Genomic DNA, 20,266 nt, shown 5'->3' on the forward strand with positions numbered 1-20,266 from the left:
AAGCGGAACCAAACAGACACCCCCCCCCCCCCCCCCCGACCCCCTCCTCCCCCCCCCCCCCCCCGCCGCCCCCCCCCCCCCCCCCCCCCCCCCCCCCCGTTCCTCCCCCCCCCCCCCCCCCCCCCCCCCCCCCCCCCCCTCGTCCGCGGCGACCATCGCGAACTGGATGTACCGGTCCGAGCGGGCCACCTGCTCCTCGCTCAGCCCGTGCGCCGCGGGATCGAAGTCGCACTCGGCCGCGATACGTGAACGGAAACCCTCGGGGTTGAAGAGGGTGATGCCACGGGTCGCCGTACGACCGGAGGACAGCAGGTCCCAGAAGGCGGGCACACCCACGCCGCCCGGAGCGACGATACCGACGCCGGTGACCGCCACGCGGCGGGTCATGACACCGGCTCCGTGCGTTCCGGTGGCGCGGCCGGTGTGCTCTCCTCCGTGCCCTCGGTGTCGACGTGGCCGAGCTCGGGGCGCGGTGCCAGCGGGCCGAGGTGGAAGACCATCCGGGCCTCGTCCTTCCCGACATTGCGGAAGCGGTGCCGCATGTACGGGGGGATCAGCAGACCCTGGTCCGGGCGCAGCGGGTGCGGCTCCCCGTCGAGGTCGACTTCGAGCATGCCCTGCACGACGTACACGAACTCCTCGGAGTACGGGTGGTAGTGCTCGCCGATGCGCTCGCCGGGCTGCACGAGTGCCATGCCCATGAAGCCGCTCGTGGCGCCCACCGCGCTGGGTGTCAGCATGGCGCGCAGATCACCTCCGCGCCGGCGGTTGGGCTGGGTCTCGCTGAGGTCCACGATGCGTGGGCGGTGCGTGGTCATGGCTGTTCCTCCAGGGGCGTGGTGCCGGCGGTTGAATGGGATGAGCGGCCTGCCTGCGGCCGGGGGCGTCAGGCGCCCGGTGCCCGGCGGTCGGTGATGAGGGCCATGTCGGCGCGCTCCAGGAAATGCGCGATCTCGCGGTCGTTCGACAGACCGCCGGCCACCTCGGTGTCGATGAGGCGCCGCAGCACGGCCGTCTTGCGGGGGCCGCGCACACCGAGCGACAGCATGGGGTCGCTGTCGACGGGGATACGGAGATCGACCATCCGGACCACGACGTCGTCGCGCTGGAAGATGGTGCTGCCGGCGACGGGGCAGGACGGGTCGTCGGCGGCCAGTTCGTCCTGGCGGGCCAGCATCCGGGCCAGCGCCATGCCGCAGCCCTCTTTGGCGGGGTAGTACAGCGCATGCCGGCGGACGCCGTCGGGCTGCTGTCCGCCCGCCGCGACGTGGTGCACCGCGGGCAGCGCGGCACGGGTGAAGAACACCCGGGCGGAGTTCGGGTCGCTGAGGTCGCGGTCCTGCTCCAGGTACGGGTTGATGGCTTCCTCGACGGCCCTGACCTCGGGCTGCTGGGAGATGTGCCGCAGCGCCGCGACCAGGTCGCCCTGCACCTCGACCGCGCGCACGACGCGGTTGCCGTGCATGAAGAGGGAGGTGCGGCGGAGCCTGGTGGTGTCGTCGACCCGGGCCTCCGGGGAGGTGTACCCGGCGAGGATCTCCGCGACCATCGATTCGCTGCCCGGCTTCACGGTGAAGGTCAGCGCGTGCCGGACCACGCCGTCGCCGACGCGGGGGTTGGCCTGGAGCCGTCCCTTGGGGGGCTCGGGCGCGAGGCTGGCGATGTTCGAGGTCTCGCGCAGCACGCTGAAGCGCAGCGACCGGGTGTCACGGACACAGCCGTGCAGCGGCTGCACCATCTTGACGTGTTCCTCGCTGTTGACCCAGGCCAGGAACGGCGGCGCGCTCTCCCATTCGCTGGTGATGAGCCACTGTGAGGGGTTCTCGATGGACTGGCACAGCTGGTCGGTGATGTGCCCGGGGACGGACGCGACCTGGTTGCGCAGGTGCTCGTAGGCTTCCAGGAAGTCCTGCTGGGCCCCTTCGTGGAGATCCAGGAGCAGCACGACCCGAAGCCGTGAGCCGTCGAAGGCTGACTGGGATATTCGTTCCGACAGCGTTGTCATCGTCTACGCATCTCCTTCGGGGCCCGACGGCCCCAGTGGTGCGTCGTCAGTTCCGGTGCGATCCGGTGACTGAGCCGGATGGTGGGGGCGGCCCGCCCGGTGTCCGGGGGCGTCCCGGATTCGATCGTGGCCGGGACCCACGAGCGGCGCGAGATCTGTGAGCCATGCAGGTGAACCGTGATCGAACACGGCCTCAGCCGGGCATTCGTGCTCCATCTGCCGTACACGTCCCTGGAGCTGGAGCACGCAATGAATCCCACCGCCGAAGACCGGGTTCCGGTACTCATCGTGGGCGGGTCCCTGGTCGGCCTGTCCGCCTCGCTGTTCCTGGGACGTCTGGGTGTCCGACATCTGCTGGTCGAGAAGCACTCGGACACCTCCCGCCACCCGCGCGGGCGGGGGAACAACGTCCGCACCATGGAGCTGTACCGGGTGGCCGGTGCGGAGCAGCGGATCCGCGAGGCCGCGTCCACGCTCGCCGACAACCACGGCATCCTCCAGGCGCGTTCGCTCACCGGTGACGAACAGGAGTGGCTGTTCAAGGAGATCGACCCGGGCGGCGGGCTGGCCAAGTTCAGCCCGTCCGCCTGGTGCCTGTGCAGCCAGAACGACCTGGAGCCTGTGCTGGTGCGCTGCGCCCGTGAGCACGGCGGTGACCTGCGGTTCTCCACCGAGCTGAGCTCCTTCGAACAGGACGCGCAGGGCGTGACCGCGGTCCTTACGAACCGGGAGACCGGCGAGCAGCGCACCGTCCGCGCGGACTACCTGATCGCGGCCGACGGCCCGCGCAGCCCGGTACGGGAGCGGCTGGGCATCGGCCAGACGGGGCCCGGCGACCTGTTCCACAACGTGAGCATCACCTTCCGCGCGCCGGCCCTCGCGGACGCCGTGGGCGACCGCCGCTTCATCGCCTGCTACTTGACCAACCCCGAGGCCGACGGCGCCCTGCTGCCGGTGGACAACCGCGCCGAGTGGGTCTTCCACGCCCCGTGGCACCCGGACCGGGGCGAGACCCTGGAGGACTTCACCGACGAGCGGTGCATCGACCACATCCGCCGGGCAACGGGCGTACCGGACATGCCGGTTGAGATCACCGGCAAGGCGCCGTGGCACGCCGCGGAGCGGGTCGCCGAACGGTACGCGGCCGGCCGGGTCTTCCTCGCCGGCGACTCGGCCCACGAGATGTCCCCCACCGGGGCGTTCGGCTCCAACACCGGCATCCAGGACGCGCACAACCTCGCCTGGAAGCTCGCCGCCGTACTGAACGGCTGGGCGGCCCCCGAGCTGCTGGCGTCGTACGAGGCCGAGCGGCAGCCGGTGGCGCGGGAGACCAGTGCGCGCGCCTCGGCCCGCTCCGCCGAGCACAGCCACCCGGGGTACGTCCCGGCGCCCGGTGCGGGCGGCGGCCGGCAGCGCGGGGTGCTCACCGTGGCCCTGGGGTACTGCTATCCGCACGGAGCGGTCGTCGGCGCCGATTCCGAGCTGCCGGTGGTCCCCGACCAGATGCGGCTGACCGGCGAACCGGGCACCCGCGCCCCGCACATGTGGCTGCACGCGGCCGGCGAGCGCCGCTCGACCCTCGATCTGTACGAGAAGTCCTTCGTCCTGCTGACCGGGACCGACGGCGAGATGTGGCGCACCGCGGCCAAGGGCGCCAACGAGGAGTTCGACCTGGGGCTGAAGTGCTACATGATCGGCACCGGCCCGAACGATGACCTGGCCCCCGAAGAGGGCGCCGACTGGGCCGAGAAGCACGGGACGACGCCGGAGGGCGCGGTGCTGGTGCGCCCCGACGGCTTTGTCGCCTGGCGGGCCGAGGGCCGGGTGGCCGACCCCGAGGCGGCGCTCCGGGAGGTCCTGGCCTCGCTGCTGTGCCGGAGCTGACCGGACCGGCCCGCCGCCGCCCGGTCCGACGGGCAGGGGCCGGCCCGCGAAGCACACGAGGCTGTTGAGAGTGGAGGGGCCGGCGGGACATCCGCCGGCCCCTCCGTCGGTTGTCTGGCCGGTCCCGTCGGCGCGCGAACGTATCTTCTGCCCGTCACCGCCGCAGGGGCATCTGAGGGCCCTCCCGGCCGCGTCCCGCAACTCGGGGAAGCGATTTCCGGTTGAGTCCGGGCATGGACGCCAAGAAGCCCGCCGCGCACCCCTTTCAGCGCATCGCGCTCCCCCGCCAGCCGCCGCCGCTGCCGCCGCCCGCTCCGCAGGCGCGCCGCCCGGCCGAGGAGGGGACGCCGATCTTCGACCAGCTGCTCAAGGAGTGGCGCTCGGGGGAGCTGCGGCCGGTGGTGTCCTGGCCGGTGGACGATCCGGGGAAGATCAGAGCGGGCTCCGCTGTTGGGACGGATGATGGCCGTCCCTATCCGCGGAACCGCGACGAGGAGCATGACCGTGAGTCTGTACGACATCCCCCTGCGCACCCTGACCGGTGAGCCCGCTTCACTCGCCGACTACCGGGGCAAGGCCCTGCTGGTGGTGAATGTGGCGTCCAAGTGCGGGCTGACCCCGCAGTATTCGGGCCTGGAGCGGCTCCAGCAGCGTTACGGGGACCGTGGCTTCAGTGTGCTGGGCTTCCCCAGCAACCAGTTCGCGGGCCAGGAACCGGGCACCGCAGAGGAAATCGCCACCTTCTGCTCGGCGACGTACGGCGTGAGCTTCCCGCTGTTCGAGAAGACCGAGGTCAACGGCGCGGACCGGCATCCGCTGTATGCGGAGCTGACGGGCACCGAGGACTCCGAGGGCACGGCCGGCGACGTCCAGTGGAACTTCGAGAAGTTTCTGATCGATGCCGACGGCAAGGTGGCGGGCCGCTTCCGGCCGCGGACCGAGCCGGAGGCCGAGGAGCTGGTCACCGCCATCGAGGCGGTCCTGCCGGGCTGATCCGATGACCGCGCCGCCGGTCCGCGGATGCGGGCGGCGGCGTACCGGAGGGCGCCGGTCAGGCAACTGCCGTGCCGGCGCCGTCCGTGACCTCAGCCGATCCGGCGGTGCCGGCGGCCGGTTCCTCGGCGGCGTCCTCGTCGGACACGATCTCGAAGGTGCCGTTCAGCCCGGTCATACGCAACAGCCGCGCGACGCTTCCGCCGTGGGTGACCCCGGTCAGCCGCAGCCGGCCGCCGCGCTGCCGGGTGCGGTAGCGGGCGCGGCTGAGCAGTGACAGACCGGCGCAGTCGATGAACGTCACCGCACGCACATCGAGCAGGAGATCGCTGCCCTGGACACCGGTGAGGTCGTCCAGCCGGTCGGACAGCACCGACACGGCGAGGATGTCCAGCTCACCGCGGAGTTCCAGGACGGTCGTGCCGCCCGCCGCGTGGCTGGGTCCCACAAGTCTCGGGTAGTACTGACCTTCATCCATCGGCCCGGCCCACTTTCGTGCCGAGGCGCGGGATATGGCCACGCGTCTGCGGCGGAGACGTTCGGTAGGTGTGGGGGGCGCCCGGCGCATTCCGGGCGGGTCGGCCCGTTTCCGGGTCGTGTGTGCTGTGGTGGTGTGTCGGCTGTGATCCTGCGTTTCTGCTGCTGTCCGTAGTTGTTTACGGCTTACCCGCAGGCCGCGGCCTCCAAGTCCCAGCGACCGGGACATCTACAGGTTGTCTCAAAGTCGACCCTCGTGGCCGTGGCCGATATAGGTACCCCGGGGCCTGGTCCCCGGGGCGAGGCAAGACCGACCGCGGTTTCGCGCAGGTCGCCGGTCATGCGCCCGGACGGCGCGCCGCGTACACCCGCGAGGGCCGCGGACACCGTGCGGCCGGAAATCGCGGCTACCGGCGCCTGCGGGGCCGCGCCGGACGCCTCGCCCGGACGGCCCCAATGGCACACTTTCGGGCGAATTAGACTGGGCGAATCGCCGAAAGTGTGAGGTGTGCCCTGAAGCCGTCGGATCCCGCTGAAGATCTCCCCGAACGGACCGCGCAGCGCCTGCCCGCGTCGGCCGGGGGGCCGGTCTCCGGGCTTCCGCAGCTGGGGGAAGAGAGGGGCGCGGTCGGCTCCGACCATGATCTGCGGCGGGCGCTGGACCGTATCGCCGAGGCCGCCGTCTCCCTCACGGGTGCGCACCGTGCCGCCGTCGCCCTCCGTGACGTGGACGGCGGTGGGACGGGCGAGCTGATCACGCACGGTGTCTCCCCCGGGGCCGGGTCGCCCGCCGGGGCCTCGCTGGAGGTGCCCATCCAGGTGGCGGGGGAGGTGTGCGGCACGCTGTATCTCGCGGGGAAGGACGACGGCGGGGAATTCGGCAACGGGGAACGGCATCTGGCGCGGATGCTGGCCGCCGAGGCCGGGCTCGCCCTGAACAACGCCCGGATGCACGCCGCCGCCCGGCAGCGACGACGCTGGATCGAGGGCGCGGCCTCCGTGACCACGGCGCTGCTGGCCGAGCCCGGGACCCGCTCCACGGCCACCCACGCCCTCACCGTCGTCGCCGAGCAGGGCCGGGAGCTGGCCGAGGCGGCGACCGGAGCGGTGCTGCTGCCGCACGCCGAGGGCGGTATGGAGGTGGTGGCGATCTCCACCGTGCTGTCGGAGGACGTACGGACCGAGGCATTTCGCGGCTGGATACCGCCCGCGAGCCCGGTGCTCCACCAGCTGCACGCCGGGCTGGCGGTCTTCTCCGACGACTTCGCCGCCGACCCCCGCTCGGTCTCCCCGCTGTCGCGCCACTACGGCCCGACGATGCTGCTGCCGCTGCGCAGCAACGGCCGGGTGCTGGGTGCCCTGGCGCTGTGCCGGAGGTCCGGCGACCGCCGCTTCAGCCATACCGAACGCACGCTGGGAACCCAGTTCGCCGCCCAGGCCGCGGTGGCGCTGATGCTCGTCGACCGGCACCGGGACCGCGAGCGGCTCGCCGTCTTCGAGGACCGCGACCGGATCGCCCGCGATCTGCACGATCTGGTCATCCAGCGGCTGTTCGCCACCGGAATGCTGCTGGAGACCGCCCGGCGCAAGGCCCTGTTGCCGGAGGTACGGGAGGGGCTCGGCGAGGCGATCGATGAGCTGGACGCGACGATCCAGGAGATCAGGACGGCGATCATCGCGCTCCAGCAGGGGCTGTCGGAGGCACCGCCCGGCCTCCGCACCCGGGTGTTGCGGGCGGCCGGCGCGGCGCTCGGCGGCCGCCCGTCGGTGCGGTTCGTCGGTCCGGTCGACGCACGGGTCGACGAGCGGACCGGCCGGGAGCTGCTGGCCGCGCTCGACCGGGCGCTGACGGCGGTGGGGGCGCCGTCGCCGCCCCGGGTGTCGGTCGTCGTGGACACCACCGCCACCCTGCCCGACGGCCGTCCGGGCGTACGGCTGACGGTGCGGTCCCCTGACGGCTCGCACCCGCCCGTGACCTGGGAACATCCGCTCGGCGGCCACTCCGGCCCCGGCATCTGACGGGTGAGCACACCGGAATGGCTTGACCTCAAGATTGGTTGAGGTTCTAGGTTCCTTTATGTCGCCGGTCACTCACGGCGATCCCGTGACGCGACCCCGGCACCCTGGAGGCCACGATGGACATGGAAGTCACCGCCTGGCACGCCCTGCACAGTTCGATGACCGCGCAGCAAGGACGGCGCCGCTTCTCCCGCGGCACCCTGCGCCGCATCACCGCGTTCGCCCGCCCGCACCGCCGCCGACTGGTGTGGTTCCTCGTCCTGAGCACCGTGACCGCGATGCTCGCGGTGGCCACCCCGCTGCTCGCGGGCCGGGTGGTGGACGCCATCGTGGGCGGCGACGCACCCTCCCTCGTCCTCCGCCTGTCCGGGCTGATCGCCGTCATCGCGGTCGCCGAGGCGGGCCTGGGACTCGTGACCCGCTGGCTGTCGGCGAGCATCGGCGAGGGGCTGATCCTGGATCTGCGCACCGCGGTGTACGACCACGTCCAGCGGATGCCGATCGCCTTCTTCACCCGCACCCGCACCGGAGCGCTGGTCAGCCGGCTCAACAACGATGTGATCGGTGCGCAGCGGGCGTTCAGCGACACCCTGTCCGGGGTCGTCAGCAATATCGTGACGCTGCTGCTCACCCTCGGGGTGATGATCGGTCTGTCCTGGCAGATCACCCTGATCGCGCTGGTGCTGCTGCCGGTGTTCGTGCTGCCCGCCCGCCGGGTCGGTCGGCGGCTGGCGGCTCTGCGCCGGGAGGGCGCCGACCACAACGCGGCGATGGGCACCCAGATGACCGAGCGGTTCTCCGCGCCGGGTGCCACCCTCGTCAAGCTGATGGGCCGTCCGGCCCGGGAGTCCGCCGAGTTCGCCACCCGTGCCCGCCGGGTGCGTGACATCGGGGTCCGTTCGGCCATGGTCCAGACGTACTTCGTCACCGCCCTCACCCTGGTCTCCGCCCTGGCGCTGGCCGTCGTCTACGGCCTGGGCGGCTTCCTCGCGCTGCGCGGACAGCTGGAGCCCGGCGCGATCGTCTCGCTCGCCCTGCTGCTCACCCGGCTCTACGCCCCGCTGACCGCGCTGTCCGGCGCCCATATCGAGGTGATGAGCGCGCTGGTCAGCTTCGAGCGGGTCTTCGAGGTGCTCGATCTCAAGCCGCTGATCACCGAGAAGCCGGACGCCCGGGCGGTCCCCGAGGGCCCGGTGTCCGTGGAGTTCGACTCCGTACGCTTCGGTTATCCGTCGGCCGACAAGGTCTCGCTGGCCTCCCTGGAGGAGGTCGCCACCCTCGACACCCGCGGCGGCGAAGAGGTGCTGCACGGCATCTCCTTCCGCGCCGAACCGGGCCAGATGGTCGCCCTGGTCGGCTCGTCGGGCGCCGGGAAGTCGACGGTGGCCCAGCTGCTGCCGCGGCTCTACGACACCGACACGGGGGCCGTCCGGCTCTCCGGGGTGGATGTCCGCGATCTGACCGCCGCCTCGCTGCGCGACGTCCTCGGGATGGTCACCCAGGACGGGCATCTCTTCCATGACTCGATCCGCGAGAATCTGCTGCTGGCCAAGCCGGAGGCGACCGAACCGGAGCTGTGGGACGCGCTGCGCCGGTCCCGTCTGGAGGAGCTGATCGCCGGACTTCCCGACGGGCTGGACACCGTCGTCGGCGAACGCGGCTACCGCCTGTCGGGCGGCGAGCGCCAGCGGCTGACGATCGCCCGGCTGCTGCTCGCCCACCCCCGGGTGGTGATCCTGGACGAGGCCACCGCCCACCTGGACAACACCTCCGAGGCGGCGGTGCAGGAGGCGCTCACCGAGGCGCTGGAGGGCCGTACCGCACTGGTCATCGCCCACCGGCTGTCGACCGTACGGGCCGCGGATCTGATCCTGGTGGTCGAGGACGGGCGGATCGTCGAGCGCGGGACGCACGAGACGCTGCTGGCGGCCGATGGGCGCTACGCGGAGCTGTACCGGACCCAGTTCGCCGACTCGGAGGACCGGCACGCCGCCGCGGATGCCGGGCGCGCGGACGCCGGCCCGGATCTCCTGCCGGAGTCGGCGCTGGTGAACTGACGCCGCGCCGGTGGACCCCCGCCTCTTGGCGGGGGCCTCGGTATGCCGAAAACTGAGGCGATGACGCAGCGCGCGGAACACTCCACGCTCATGGACCGCCTCGCCATCGACGACCTGATCACCGGGTACGCCATCGCGGTGGACGACGGCGACTGGCCCGGCTATCTGGCCCTGTTCACCCCGGACGGCCGGGCCGACTACCGCTCCGCGGGCGGCATCGAGGGCGGTGCCGAGGAGATGGCGGCCTGGCTCGCCGAGATGCTGCGGCACTTCGCGATACGGCAGCATCTGATCGTCAACCGCCGGGTCACCCTCGTCCGGCGGGACGGGGCCCCCGGCGACACGGCCACCGTCCAGGCCGACTACCTCAACCCGATGCGGCTCGCCGGCCCCGCGTCGGACGCCGGGGGCGGGCCGACCGCCCCCAACTACACCTGCGCCGGCCGCTATGAATTCGCCGCCCGCCGCACCACCGACGGCTGGCGGCTGACCGGGGTCGTCGTCCACGAGAAGTGGCGGCAGGTGCAGCCGGTGGCGGACTGAGGGCCGCGCCGTCCGTCGCGATCCGGTATCGGCCGTTGCGGCGACACCCCCTTTCGTTGATCGGCACACCCGCGCACACTGGCCGTCCGACCGGCGAAAACCGGCACCAGGGAGCCCGGCATGGACAGACCGCTCGGCCAGCAGCCACGGTGGCTGGGCTCCCCCTGGTCACGGGGCGTCGCCGCCGCGCTCGCCGGAGCGGTACCGGCCCTGACCTTTCCCGCCCCGTCCTGGTGGTGGCTGGCGTATGCCGCCCTGGTGCCCTGGCTGCTGCTGGTGCGGACGGCCCCGACGTACGGGCGGGCGGCGCTGGACGGCTGGCTGGGCGGCACCGGCTTCATACTCGCCGTTCACCATTGGCTGCTGCCGAGCCTGCATGTCTTCATCCTCGTGCTCGCCCTGCTGCTCGGTGCGCTCTGGGCGCCCTGGGGGCTGCTGGTGCGGGCGCTGCTGGGCGGTGCGCCCGGCGCGGGCCGGTGCGCCGCCGCGCTGGTGCTGGTGCCCTCGGGCTGGCTGATGGTCGAACTGGTGCGGTCCTGGGAGTACTTGGGTGGCCCGTGGGGGCTGCTGGGCGCCAGTCAGTGGCAGGTGCCGCCCGCGCTGCGGCTGGCGTCGGTCGGCGGGGTGTGGCTGGTCAGCCTGCTGATCGTGGCGGTGAACACCGCCCTGGCCGAGCTGGTCGCCCGCCCGGCGGCCCGGCTGCCCGCCGTCGCCGGGCTGCTGGTGTGCGCGCTGGCGGTCACCGCGGCCTGGTGGTGGGCACCACTCCCCCGCCCCGCCGGTACGGTACGGGTCGCCGTCGTCCAGCCCAATCTGACCGGCACCCCGGCGGAACGGCTGGCCCGGAGCGAGGCGCTCACCCGGTCGCTGGCGGGCCGCGGGGTGCGCCTGATCGTCTGGGGCGAGAGCAGCCTCACCCAGGACCCGGCGGACCGCCCGGCGCTCGCCGAACGCCTCGCCGCCCTCTCCCGGCAGACCGGCGCCGAGCTGCTGATCAACGCGGACTCCGCGCACGCCGAGCGGCCGGGCATCTCCAAGAGCGCGGTGCTGATCGGTCCGGACGGTCCGACCGGGGAGCGCTACGCCAAGATGCGGCTGGTGCCCTTCGGCGAGTACATCCCGTTCCGGTCCGTGCTCGGCTGGGCGACCCGGGTGGGCAAGGCCGCCCCGACCGACCGGCTGCGCGGCACCGCCACGGTGGTGATGCCGGTCGCTTCGGCGGGCGGCCTCCGCGTCGGGCCGATGGTGTGCTTCGAGAGCGCCTTCCCCGATATGAGCCGCCGTCTGGTGCGTGATGGTGCACAGGTGTTGGTGGCCCAGTCCTCGACCTCGACCTTCCAGGAGAGCTGGGCGCCCGCGCAGCACGCCTCGCTGGCCGCGCTGCGCGCCGCGGAGAACGGGCGGCCGATGGTGCACGCCACCCTCACCGGCATCAGTGCCGTCTACGGCCCGCGGGGCGAGCAGATCGGCGAGCGGCTCGGCACCGACCGCAGCGCGGCGGCCGTCTACGACCTGCCGCTGACCGAGGGCACCACCCCGTACACCCGGTTCGGCGACTGGGCGGTGTACGGGGCGGTCGGCGCGCTGCTGCTCGCCGGCGGGTACGCGGGGCTGCGGGCGCTCAGCGGACGCTCTGCGCGAGCGCCTCGGTGACGACCCGTTCGCACAGTTCGTGGGTGCGCAGCGCGTCCTGGGCGGACGGCTGCCGGCCGGCCCGTACGTCGTCCAGGAACGCCAGGACGATCTGCTCGATCCCGCGCTGGCGGGCGACCGGCACCCAGTCGCCGCGGCGCCGGACGCTCGGCTGCCCCTTGTGGTCGATGACCTCGGCGAGATTGACGACCTGGCGCTTGGTGTCCTGCCCGGAGACGTCGAGGATCTCCTCCGTGGAGCCGCTGAGGCGGTTCATGGTGCCGATCGCGGTGAAGCCGTCGCCGGACAGCTGAAGCACCACATGCTGCATCAGCCCCTCCCGGATCCTGGCGCGCACATCGATGTGGTCGACCTCTCCGGGGGCGAGGAACCGCAGGGTGTCGACGACATGGATGAAGTCGTCGAGTACCAGGGTGCGCGGGTCCTCGGGCAGGCCGATGCGGTTCTTCTGCATCAGGATCAGATCGCGGGCGTGCTCACGGCACTGGGCGTAGGCGGGCGCGAAGCGGCGGTTGAAGCCGACGGTGAGGCCCACTCCCCGCTCCTCGGCGAGCGTGACGATGCGCCGGGACTCGGCGAGCGCGTAGGCGATCGGCTTGTCGACATAGGTCGGCACGCCCGCCTCGATCAGCCGGGTCACGATCTCGGGGTGGGCGGAGGTGGCGGCGTGCACGAAGGCGGCGTCCAGGCCGGCGGCGAGCAGCGAGTCCAGGTCCGGGTGGAGCTGGGCCGCGGGCAGCCGGTGGGTGGCGCCGACGCGTTGCAGGGTGGCCGGGGTGCGGGTGTGCAGATGCAGTTCGAGCCCCGGTTGTGTGCCCAGGACGGGGAGGTACGCCTTCTGGGCGATGTCGCCGAGTCCGATGCAGCCGACCTTCACTCATGCTCCTTGGGTTGTGCCGCGTTGGGGGTGCCCCGCGTGCCGGAAGCATACGTGCCGGCCGGCGGCCGCCAGTCGGCGATCCCGTCCATGGTCCGCAGCGCCAGATCCGGTGCCAGGCGTGCGGGGACGGCCATCAGGGCGGCGCGCAGCGTGCAGGCCGGCCGGGAGCGCCAGGTGGTCAGCCGGCCGATCCGCTCGGCCCGGCGGACCACGTCCATGGTGCGCGGCAGCCGCTGCCGGGTGTACGCGGTGAGCGCGGCGGCGAGCCCGGCGTCCGGTGCGGCCAGGTGGGCCAGCACCACGGCGTCCTCGATGGCCTGGCAGCCGCCCTGGCCGAGGTTGGGGGTCATCGGATGGACGGCGTCGCCGAGCAGGGCGACCCGGCCCCGGTGGAAGGCGGGCGGTGCGGCGGCCGCGGTGTACACGTCGTTGCGGAGCACCGCGGCGGGGTCGACGGCCGCCAGGAGGTCAGGGATGGGGTGGTGCCAGGAGCCGAAGCGGCGCAGCAGTTCGGCCCGTTCGCCGTCGGGGGCCCGGCCGCCGGGCGGCACGGCCGCGGTGGCGTAGGCGTAGACCCGTCCGTCGTGCAGCGGCTGGGTGCCCCATACGCCGCCGGGGCCCCAGGTCTCATGCGCGGTGAAGGGGCGGTCGGGCGCGGGGGCGACGAGGCGCCAGGCGGTGAAGCCGGCGTAGCGGGGTCCGGGGTGGTCCGGGAAGAGGGCGCGGCGGACGGCGGAGTGGATGCCGTCGGCGGCGACGACGAGGTCCGCGGTGAGCTCCTCGTCGCCGGCCTCCCCGTGGATCCGCACCCGCGCCGGACGGCCGTCCGGCCCGGCGTCACCCGGGTCGGCCAGGGTGGCCGCGGCGGCGGTGCGTACCGCGCCCACGGGGAGCCGGCCGGCGAGCAGTGCGACCACTTCGGCGCGGTGGGCCACCACCACCGGGCCGCCGTAGCGCCGGACGGCCGCGGCCTGATCCATACGGGCCAGCCGGCGGCCACCGGGCAGCCGGAGTTCCGCCGCGGTCTGTGCGGGGGCCAGGGCGCGGATGCCGTCGCCCGCGCCCAGGGTGTCCAGGGCGCGCTGGGCGTTGGGGGCGAGACCGATGCCCGCACCTACGGGTTCCAGGGCGGCGGCGCGCTCCAGGACGGTGACCGACCAGCCGCGGCGGTCCAGTGCCAGCGCGGCGGTGAGTCCGCCGATTCCGCCGCCGATGACGAGCGCGGTGTGCTGCCGCATGCTGCCTCCCGTGTCCCGGGTCAACTACACATGTAGTTACCCTTGCCGTCAGACTACACCCGTAGTCGGCGACTAGGCTCCCGGTATGAACGCCCGCAGCGACCGCACCCCGGCGCCCGTCGCCGTCCCCCGCCATGAGCTGATCGCCGACGCGGCGCTGAGCCTGCTCGCCGAACGCGGGATGCGCGGGCTGACCCACCGGGCCGTGGACGAGGCGGCCGGGCTGCCGCAGGGCTCCACCTCGAATGTCGCGCGCACCCGGGCGGCCTTGCTGGAGGCCGCGGTGCGGCGGCTGGCGGAGCGGGAGGCGGCGGTGCTGACGGCGCGGGAGCGGCCCGCGGCGGCGCGGGCCGAGGCGGGCTCCGGGGCCGAGGACGCCGGGGCGGCGGTCGCCGAGGCGCTCTCGCTGGCGCTGCACCGCTACCTCTCCCGGCACCGTGAGCTGCTCCTCGCCCGGTACGAACTGGCCCTGGAGGCCACCCGCCGGCCCGAGCTGCGGGCCGTCTACGACCGGGCCGGCCGGGCCTTCCGGGAGCCGATGGCGGCGATGCTGGCGGCGGCCGGGTCCGCCGATCCCGAGCGGCATGCGATGAGCATGGTGGCCTGGTGCGACGGGATCCTGTTCTCCTGCACCGCGGGGCAGTTCCACGCGGCCGTTCCCACCCGGTCCGCGCTGCGCACCTCCTGCGCGGAGCTGCTCGACGGGATGCTGCGGGGGTGAGGTGCCTCCGAGGTGGCCGGGCCCCTCGCCGCCACCCGCTACGGCGTGTGCCCCGCCGCCCGGTCGATCCGCAGCTGGAGCCGTTCGATCGCGTCCCGGAGGCCCTGGCGGTATTCGCCGTCGGCGAGCGCGTTGACCGAGGCCCGCGCGCGCCGCAGCTGGGCGCGGGCGTCGGCCGGCCGGTCGAGCGCGGCGTAATCGGCCGCGATATTGAGATGCAGGGAGGGGAAGAACGCACGGAGCGCGACGAGGGGGTGGCGGGGGCCGGGGCCGTCGGCGACCCGGGGCTCCCTCGGCGTGGCGGCGGAGCCCGCGGGCCGCTCGGTGACAAAGCCCTCGGCCGCCTCCAGGGCCCGGAGGTCCCAGTCGAGTTCGTCCCGGGGGTCGTCCTGGGTGTCGGCCATGTAGTGGGCGAGGGTGCAGCGGTGGAAGGCGTCTCCGTGCGGCCCGATCTCGTGCCAGAGCGCCGAGAGACGGTTACGTGCCTCTTCCCGGTCGCCGCCGCGATGCAGCATGATCGCCTGGCCGATCCGGGTCAGCACCCCGTCCTCGGGCGCCGCCTCCCGCCGCGTTTCCACCACTGCACTCCCGTATCCGCTCACGCCATCGGTGGCCCGTTCCCTCGACGCTAACCGCCGGACGGGAGCCGCGCGCGGTGTGTGCGACGCACCGGGTGGTCCGGCCCGCCACCCGGGCCCGCCGACTCAGCCCAGGTCAGGGATGCGCCAGTCGATCGGGGCATGGCCCTGCGCGGCGACCGCCGCGTTGATCTGGGTGAAGGGGCGGGAGCCGAAGAACTTCTTCGCCGACAGCGGGGAGGGGTGCGCGCCCTGCACCACGGCATGCCGCTCCTCGTCGATCAGCGGCAGCTTCTTCTTGGCGTAATTCCCCCACAGCACGAAGACCGCCGGGTCGGGCCGGGAGGCCACCGCACGGATCACCGCGTCGGTGACCTTCTCCCACCCCTTGCCCTTGTGGGAATTGGCCTCGGCCTCGCGGACCGTCAGAACGGCGTTCAGCAACAGCACACCCTGCTGGGCCCAGGGCATCAGATAGCCGTTGTCCGGGACCGGGTGGCCCAGCTCCTCCTTCATCTCCTTGTAGATGTTCCGCAGCGACGGCGGCGTCTTCACGCCGGGCTGCACGGAGAAGCACAGGCCATGGCCCTGCCCCGCACCGTGGTACGGGTCCTGGCCCAGGATGAGCACCTTCACCTGGTCGTAAGGCGTCGCCTCCAGCGCCGCGAAGACCTGCTCGCGGGGCGGATAGACCGGGCCATTGGCCCGCTCCTGCTCGACGAAGTCGGTCAGCTCCTTGAAATAGGGCTTCTCCAACTCCTCGCCGAGGACCCCGCGCCAGGACTCGGGCAGCATGTCGGTCACCACGTCAACAACCTCCGGTGTGCGTTGCGTTCTCAGTCCCCGAACCTACCGGCGACCACTGACAACGCCGTCCGCGGGCCTTCCGGGCCGGCCCGGCAGCCGCGGTCCACCCCCTCTTCAGGCGGTATCGAGACGGGCGCGCTGGACGGCGTCCAGCCGCAGATCGAGCGCCGCCAGGCATTCGTCCAGCTGCGCCACAGAGCTCACGCCGACCACCGGCACCACGGGAACGGCGCCGCCCATCAGCCACGCCAGCACCACCTGGTTCACGGTGGCCCCGCACTCCGCGGCGACCTCCGCCAGCACCCGCAGCCGTGCCACCGAGCCGGGATGGTCGTAGCGCTCCGGCAGCGGTCTGTCCGTACGGGAGTAGGCGCCCGCCATCAGCGTCCCATAGCCGGTCAGCGTCAGACCGGGGTGGGCCGCCGCGTAGTCGAGGAGCTCCTCGTCGGCCTCGCCCTGCATGTCGGGCGGCAGGCCCCGGCGCGGCCGCAGATAGGTGTGCCGCTGCTGTACGGCGCGGAAGCCGGGCAGCCCACGGCCGGCGGCGGTGTGCCGGGCCTCGGCGAGCCGCCAGGTCCGGTGACCGCCGGCCCCGAGGGCCCCCACGGTGCCGTCCCGGACGAGGCCGGCCAGCGCCTCGACGGTCTCGTCCAGGGGGACGCGGCGGTCCTCCGGGTGCGCGTAGTAGAGATCCACCCGGTCGGTGCCCAGACGGCGCAGGCTGCCCTCGATCCCGGCGCGGACGGCCGCCCGGCCCAGGCCCTCGGCATTGGCGGGCCATGCGCTGCCGCGGGCCGGGTCGGGCCGGGCGCCGACCTTGGTGGCCACGACCGTACGGCCGGCCGCGCCCCGGCTGCGCAGCCAGCGGCCGAGCAGCAGCTCGCTCTCGTCGCCGGTGGCGCCGGGGAGCCAGCAGCCGTAGTGGTTCGCGGTGTCGACGAAGGTGCCGCCGGCCTCGGCGAAGCGGTCCAGGACGGCGAAGGCGGTCGGCTCGTCGACGGTGGTGCCGAACGGCAGCGTCCCGAGACACATCCCGCTGATACGGGGGCCCTGGTCGCCGCCGAGCGTGCGGTAGTGCATGGCATGTCTCCCTGGCAGGTCCGCTGACGCGCGTGGTGCCGGCCCCGATGAGGACCGGCACCACGGACTCTGCCTCTTGGAGCGCACACCAAGGCAAGCCGCGCGGGCCCGCCCGGTGCCGTCAGGCCCCGGCGTTGAGGAACAGACCGCCGTCGACGACCAGTGTCTGGCCGGTGATCCAGCCCGAGGCGTCGGACAGCAGGAAGGCCGCGGCCCCGCCGATGTCCTCCGGGACGCCGAGCCGCGCCATGGGGTAGCCGGCCGCCGCCTCCTCCTCGCGGTTCTCGTAGAGCGCCGCCGCGAACTTGGTCTTGACCACCGCGGGCGCGATGGAGTTGACCCGCACGCCCGGCGCGAACTCATGGGCGAGCTGAAGGGTCAGATTCACCATCGCGGCCTTGCTCATCCCGTACGCACCGATGAACGGCGAGGGCGCGAGACCGGCGATCGAGGCGATGTTGACGATGGCGCCGCCGTTGTCCTTCTGCCAGGCGTGCCAGGTGCGCTGCGCGAAGCCGAGCGCCGAGACGACATTGGTCTCGAACACCTTGCGCGCCACCCCCAGGTCGAGGTCCGCGATGGGGCCGAACACCGGGTTCGTTCCGGCGTTGTTGACGAGGTAGTCGACGCGGCCGAAGGTCTCCATCGCGCGCTCGACGGCGAGGGCCTGGTGGGCCTCGTCATGCGCCTTGCCGGCGACGCCGAGCACCCGGTCGGCACCCAGCTTCTCGGCGGCCTCCTTGAGGGCGTCCTCGTTGCGGCCGGTGATGACGACCCGGTCGCCACGGGCCACCAGGGCCTCGGCGATGCCGTAGCCGATACCGCGGCTGGCGCCGGTGACCAGTGCCACCTTGCCGGTGGGCTCGGGGAGCCCGCTGTCCTGCTCGGTCATGTCCGAAACTCCTGAGGTCGGTGGGGCGGTCAGTTGAGCGGGCCGCCGGCGACGTACATGACCTGGCCGGAGACAAAGCCGGCCGCGTCACCGGTGAAGAAGGCGATCGCGTTGGCGATGTCGTCCGGCCGGCCCACGCGCTGCACGGGGATCTGGGTGGCGGCCGCGGCCTGGAACTCCTCGAAGCCCATACCGACGCGCTCGGCGGTGGCGGCCGTCATGTCGGTGACGATGAAGCCGGGGGCGACGGCGTTGGCGGTGACGCCGAACTTGCCGAGTTCGAAGGCGAGGGTCTTGGTGAAGCCCTGGAGACCGGCCTTGGCCGCCGAGTAGTTGACCTGTCCGCGGTTGCCGAGCGCCGAACTGGAGGAGAGGTTGACGATCCGCCCGAACTTGGCGTCCACCATGTGCTTCTGGCAGGCGCGGGACATCAGGAACGCGCCGCGCAGATGCACGTTCATGACCGTGTCCCAGTCGCTCTCGCTCATCTTGAACAGCAGGTTGTCGCGGAGCACACCGGCGTTGTTGACGAGGACGGTCGGCGCACCGAGCTCGGAGACGACCCGGGCGACCGCCGTCTCGACCTGCTCGGCGTCCGAGACGTCACAGCCGACCGCGATGGCCTTGCCACCGGCCGCGGTGATCTTCTCGACGGTGTCCTTGCAGGCCGCCTCGTCGAGGTCGAGTACGGCGACGGCCCGGCCCTCGGCGGCCAGGCGTACGGCGGTGGCCGCGCCGATACCGCGGGCCGCGCCCGTGACGATGGCGACGCGCTGCTCGGTGGTGGACATGCGGGTTCTCCTCACCCTCGAAACCTCGACAAGCGGTCCGCCGCACCGATCCCGTGGGTGAGCAACCGCTTAGTAGCCTGAGCAGGGCTGACGCTAGAAGCCCGGCCACCCGCTGTCAACGCCCCACCACCGCGCCGTTGCCCACCCCACCTGTGAGACCGGCCGGGCCCGGCCCTCTCCATGACGAAGCGCCCGGCCCGCCGGAAGGCGGCGCCGGGCGCCCGAACAGCGATCCGGTGCTCCTCAGCGCACCAGCAGCTCCACCAGCCGCTCGGCCTCAGCGGCGGGATCGGCGGTCAGGCCGGTGTGCACCGGGCCTGGCTGCACGATGGTGCTGCGCGGAGCGATCAGCCAGCGGAAGCGGCGTCCCGCGTCATCCCCTGCCGCCTGTCCGGCCCGCTCGCCCCCCTCACAGATCCCCTCGACGGCGCCGAGCGCGGCCCGTACACCGGCCACATCGACCGTGGGGTCAAGGGCCAGCAGCCGGGCCTCGTCCAGATAGGTCCTGGCCTCGACGAAGCGCCGGGCACGGCAGTACACGACCACTCCGGCATTGATCATCTCGCCGCGCTCCACCCGGGGTACGACCTTCAGCAGGGCGTACTCGAAGACATCGCGGCCGTTGTGCAGTCCGGTCACTTCACTGCCCTCCGCGGCAGCTTCGCCGCCAGCCATTCCGGTGCTTGCGAGGGCTTGTCCCCGGTGGGCTCCCCGAGGGTGATGTGCTCACTGACCGTCCGGGCCCGGGCCAGCAGCGTGCGCACATACGCCTGACGCAGCACGTCCGGGGAGTCGAAGCCCGGCTCGTCGGCCAGCCATTCGTCCGGGACATCCGCCGCGATCTCGGTCAGCAGCTCTTCGGTGATCTGTGGCGCGAACTCCTCGGCCGCCGCGGCGACATCCGGCCCGAAGGTGGCGAGCACATGATCCGAGGCGTTGTACGGGCGCGCCGAAGCCTTCTCCGCGGTGGGCCAGTTGTGGTGCCAGATCATCGCCGCACCATGGTCGATCAGCCACAATTCGCCGTGCCACACCAGCAGATTGGGGTTGCGCCAGGACCGGTCGACGTTGTTGATCAGCGCGTCGAACCACACCACACGCCCCGCCTCGCGGGCGCTCACCTCGAAGGCCAGCGGGTCGAAACCCAGCGATCCGGGAAGGTAATCCATCCCCAGATTGAGCCCACCACTGCTCTTCAGCAGCTCCTGAACCTCCTGATCGGGCTCGCTCAGCCCGATGACGGGGTCGAGCTGCATCCGCACCAGCTCCGGCACCCGCAGCCCGAGCCGACGCCCCAGCTGCCCGCAGATGATCTCGGCCACGAGCGTCTTGCGCCCCTGCCCGGCACCGGTGAACTTCATGATGTAGGTACCGAGATCGTCGCCCTCGACGATCCCCGGCAGCGACCCGCCCTCACGCAAGGGCGTGACATAACGAGTCGCGGTGACTTCTGGCAGCATATTCCCAGGCAATCCGAGTCGTTAACCTTGTAATCGATGGCTAATGGCGGGCGAGCGCGAGGGAGAAAGTCGGCCTCGATCAGCCCTCGGGGATTATCTGGGGAGTTTCGACCGGCACGCTCGTCTCCCTGCCTCCCCAGCAGTCCGTCAATGACCGTGCGGCCCTTGCTTCCTGCCTCCGGGGCCTG

General features: G+C 72.7%; 21 protein-coding genes. 8 read left to right on the forward strand and 13 right to left on the reverse strand.

Going from position 1 to position 20,266, the window contains the following annotated elements:
- The 3 genes from ACZ4XD_RS14160 to ACZ4XD_RS14170 all read right to left on the reverse strand — a co-directional run.
- Window positions 1-387 (reverse strand): beta-ketoacyl synthase N-terminal-like domain-containing protein (locus tag ACZ4XD_RS14160; RefSeq protein WP_468041818.1); only part of this gene is annotated, 387 nt, incomplete at its 3' end.
- Window positions 384-818, reverse strand: coding sequence for a cupin domain-containing protein (locus ACZ4XD_RS14165; RefSeq protein WP_042152337.1), 435 nt, complete (start codon window positions 816-818; stop codon window positions 384-386). The genes ACZ4XD_RS14165 and ACZ4XD_RS14160, both read right to left, overlap by 4 nt.
- 68 nt (window positions 819-886) lie before the next feature.
- Entirely contained in the window at window positions 887-2,005 is a 1,119-nt protein-coding gene (locus tag ACZ4XD_RS14170; protein ID WP_468041821.1) for a SchA/CurD-like domain-containing protein, read from the reverse strand.
- A gap of 249 nt (window positions 2,006-2,254) precedes the next feature.
- Here ACZ4XD_RS14170 and ACZ4XD_RS14175 point away from each other — a divergent pair, with 249 nt between their 5' ends.
- From ACZ4XD_RS14175 to ACZ4XD_RS14185, 3 genes are all read left to right on the forward strand, one after another.
- On the forward strand, window positions 2,255-3,889 hold the full coding sequence (locus ACZ4XD_RS14175) for an FAD-dependent oxidoreductase (RefSeq protein WP_468041963.1): 1,635 nt from the start codon (window positions 2,255-2,257) through the stop codon (window positions 3,887-3,889).
- 233 nt (window positions 3,890-4,122) lie between these two features.
- Window positions 4,123-4,434, forward strand: coding sequence for a hypothetical protein (locus ACZ4XD_RS14180; protein WP_042152329.1), 312 nt, complete (start codon window positions 4,123-4,125; stop codon window positions 4,432-4,434).
- On the forward strand, window positions 4,394-4,882 hold the full coding sequence (locus ACZ4XD_RS14185) for a glutathione peroxidase (protein WP_468041823.1): 489 nt from the start codon (window positions 4,394-4,396) through the stop codon (window positions 4,880-4,882). Before ACZ4XD_RS14180 ends, ACZ4XD_RS14185 begins: the two co-directional genes overlap by 41 nt.
- 58 nt (window positions 4,883-4,940) lie before the next feature.
- On the opposite strand, the gene ACZ4XD_RS14190 is transcribed toward ACZ4XD_RS14185, so the two are convergent.
- Entirely contained in the window at window positions 4,941-5,330 is a 390-nt protein-coding gene (locus ACZ4XD_RS14190) for an STAS domain-containing protein (protein ID WP_468041825.1), read from the reverse strand.
- 530 nt (window positions 5,331-5,860) lie between these two features.
- On the opposite strand from ACZ4XD_RS14190, the gene ACZ4XD_RS14195 reads away from it, so the two are divergent.
- The 4 genes from ACZ4XD_RS14195 (at window position 5,861) to lnt (ending at window position 11,631) form a co-directional block, all read left to right on the forward strand.
- Window positions 5,861-7,378 (forward strand): GAF domain-containing protein, encoded by a 1,518-nt coding sequence (locus ACZ4XD_RS14195; RefSeq protein ID WP_468041827.1) that lies wholly within the window; start codon window positions 5,861-5,863, stop codon window positions 7,376-7,378.
- A 116-nt stretch (window positions 7,379-7,494) separates the two neighbouring features.
- Window positions 7,495-9,435 (forward strand): ABC transporter ATP-binding protein, encoded by a 1,941-nt coding sequence (locus ACZ4XD_RS14200; RefSeq protein WP_468041829.1) that lies wholly within the window; start codon window positions 7,495-7,497, stop codon window positions 9,433-9,435.
- Window positions 9,436-9,495: 60 nt separating this feature from the next.
- A complete protein-coding gene (locus tag ACZ4XD_RS14205; protein ID WP_468041831.1) occupies window positions 9,496-9,978 on the forward strand; it encodes a nuclear transport factor 2 family protein in 483 nt (160 codons plus the stop codon).
- Between the two features lie 120 nt (window positions 9,979-10,098).
- Window positions 10,099-11,631 (forward strand): apolipoprotein N-acyltransferase, encoded by a 1,533-nt coding sequence (gene lnt / locus ACZ4XD_RS14210; RefSeq protein ID WP_468041833.1) that lies wholly within the window; start codon window positions 10,099-10,101, stop codon window positions 11,629-11,631.
- Here lnt and ACZ4XD_RS14215 read toward each other — a convergent pair.
- Window positions 11,600-12,508, reverse strand: a complete 909-nt coding sequence (locus ACZ4XD_RS14215; RefSeq protein WP_468041835.1) for a Gfo/Idh/MocA family protein — start codon at window positions 12,506-12,508, stop codon at window positions 11,600-11,602. The two genes, lnt and ACZ4XD_RS14215, sit on opposite strands and share 32 nt — an antisense overlap.
- Window positions 12,505-13,749 (reverse strand): FAD-dependent monooxygenase, encoded by a 1,245-nt coding sequence (locus ACZ4XD_RS14220; protein WP_468041838.1) that lies wholly within the window; start codon window positions 13,747-13,749, stop codon window positions 12,505-12,507. The genes ACZ4XD_RS14215 and ACZ4XD_RS14220 overlap by 4 nt, the downstream gene beginning before the upstream one ends.
- 85 nt (window positions 13,750-13,834) lie before the next feature.
- On the opposite strand from ACZ4XD_RS14220, the gene ACZ4XD_RS14225 reads away from it, so the two are divergent.
- On the forward strand, window positions 13,835-14,470 hold the full coding sequence (locus tag ACZ4XD_RS14225; protein ID WP_468041840.1) for a TetR/AcrR family transcriptional regulator: 636 nt from the start codon (window positions 13,835-13,837) through the stop codon (window positions 14,468-14,470).
- Window positions 14,471-14,508: 38 nt separating this feature from the next.
- Here ACZ4XD_RS14225 and ACZ4XD_RS14230 read toward each other — a convergent pair whose 3' ends face one another.
- The 7 genes from ACZ4XD_RS14230 to ACZ4XD_RS14260 form a co-directional block, all read right to left on the reverse strand.
- Complete coding sequence (locus ACZ4XD_RS14230) at window positions 14,509-15,048, reverse strand: hypothetical protein (protein ID WP_468041965.1); 540 nt, start codon at window positions 15,046-15,048, stop codon at window positions 14,509-14,511.
- A gap of 126 nt (window positions 15,049-15,174) precedes the next feature.
- Complete coding sequence (locus ACZ4XD_RS14235) at window positions 15,175-15,843, reverse strand: uracil-DNA glycosylase (protein WP_042153675.1); 669 nt, start codon at window positions 15,841-15,843, stop codon at window positions 15,175-15,177.
- Window positions 15,844-15,969: 126 nt separating this feature from the next.
- Window positions 15,970-16,935, reverse strand: a complete 966-nt coding sequence (locus tag ACZ4XD_RS14240; protein WP_468041842.1) for an aldo/keto reductase — start codon at window positions 16,933-16,935, stop codon at window positions 15,970-15,972.
- Window positions 16,936-17,056: 121 nt separating this feature from the next.
- Window positions 17,057-17,827, reverse strand: a complete 771-nt coding sequence (locus tag ACZ4XD_RS14245) for an SDR family oxidoreductase (protein ID WP_468041844.1) — start codon at window positions 17,825-17,827, stop codon at window positions 17,057-17,059.
- A gap of 29 nt (window positions 17,828-17,856) precedes the next feature.
- Window positions 17,857-18,618, reverse strand: a complete 762-nt coding sequence (gene fabG, locus ACZ4XD_RS14250; protein ID WP_042152294.1) for a 3-oxoacyl-ACP reductase FabG — start codon at window positions 18,616-18,618, stop codon at window positions 17,857-17,859.
- A gap of 243 nt (window positions 18,619-18,861) precedes the next feature.
- Complete coding sequence (locus ACZ4XD_RS14255) at window positions 18,862-19,293, reverse strand: DUF3037 domain-containing protein (RefSeq protein WP_388199060.1); 432 nt, start codon at window positions 19,291-19,293, stop codon at window positions 18,862-18,864.
- Complete coding sequence (locus tag ACZ4XD_RS14260) at window positions 19,254-20,078, reverse strand: HipA family kinase (RefSeq protein WP_468041847.1); 825 nt, start codon at window positions 20,076-20,078, stop codon at window positions 19,254-19,256. Before ACZ4XD_RS14260 ends, ACZ4XD_RS14255 begins: the two co-directional genes overlap by 40 nt.
- Between the last annotated feature and the right edge of the window lie 188 nt (window positions 20,079-20,266).

This window comes from Streptomyces sp. NPDC029466, assembly GCF_055574515.1.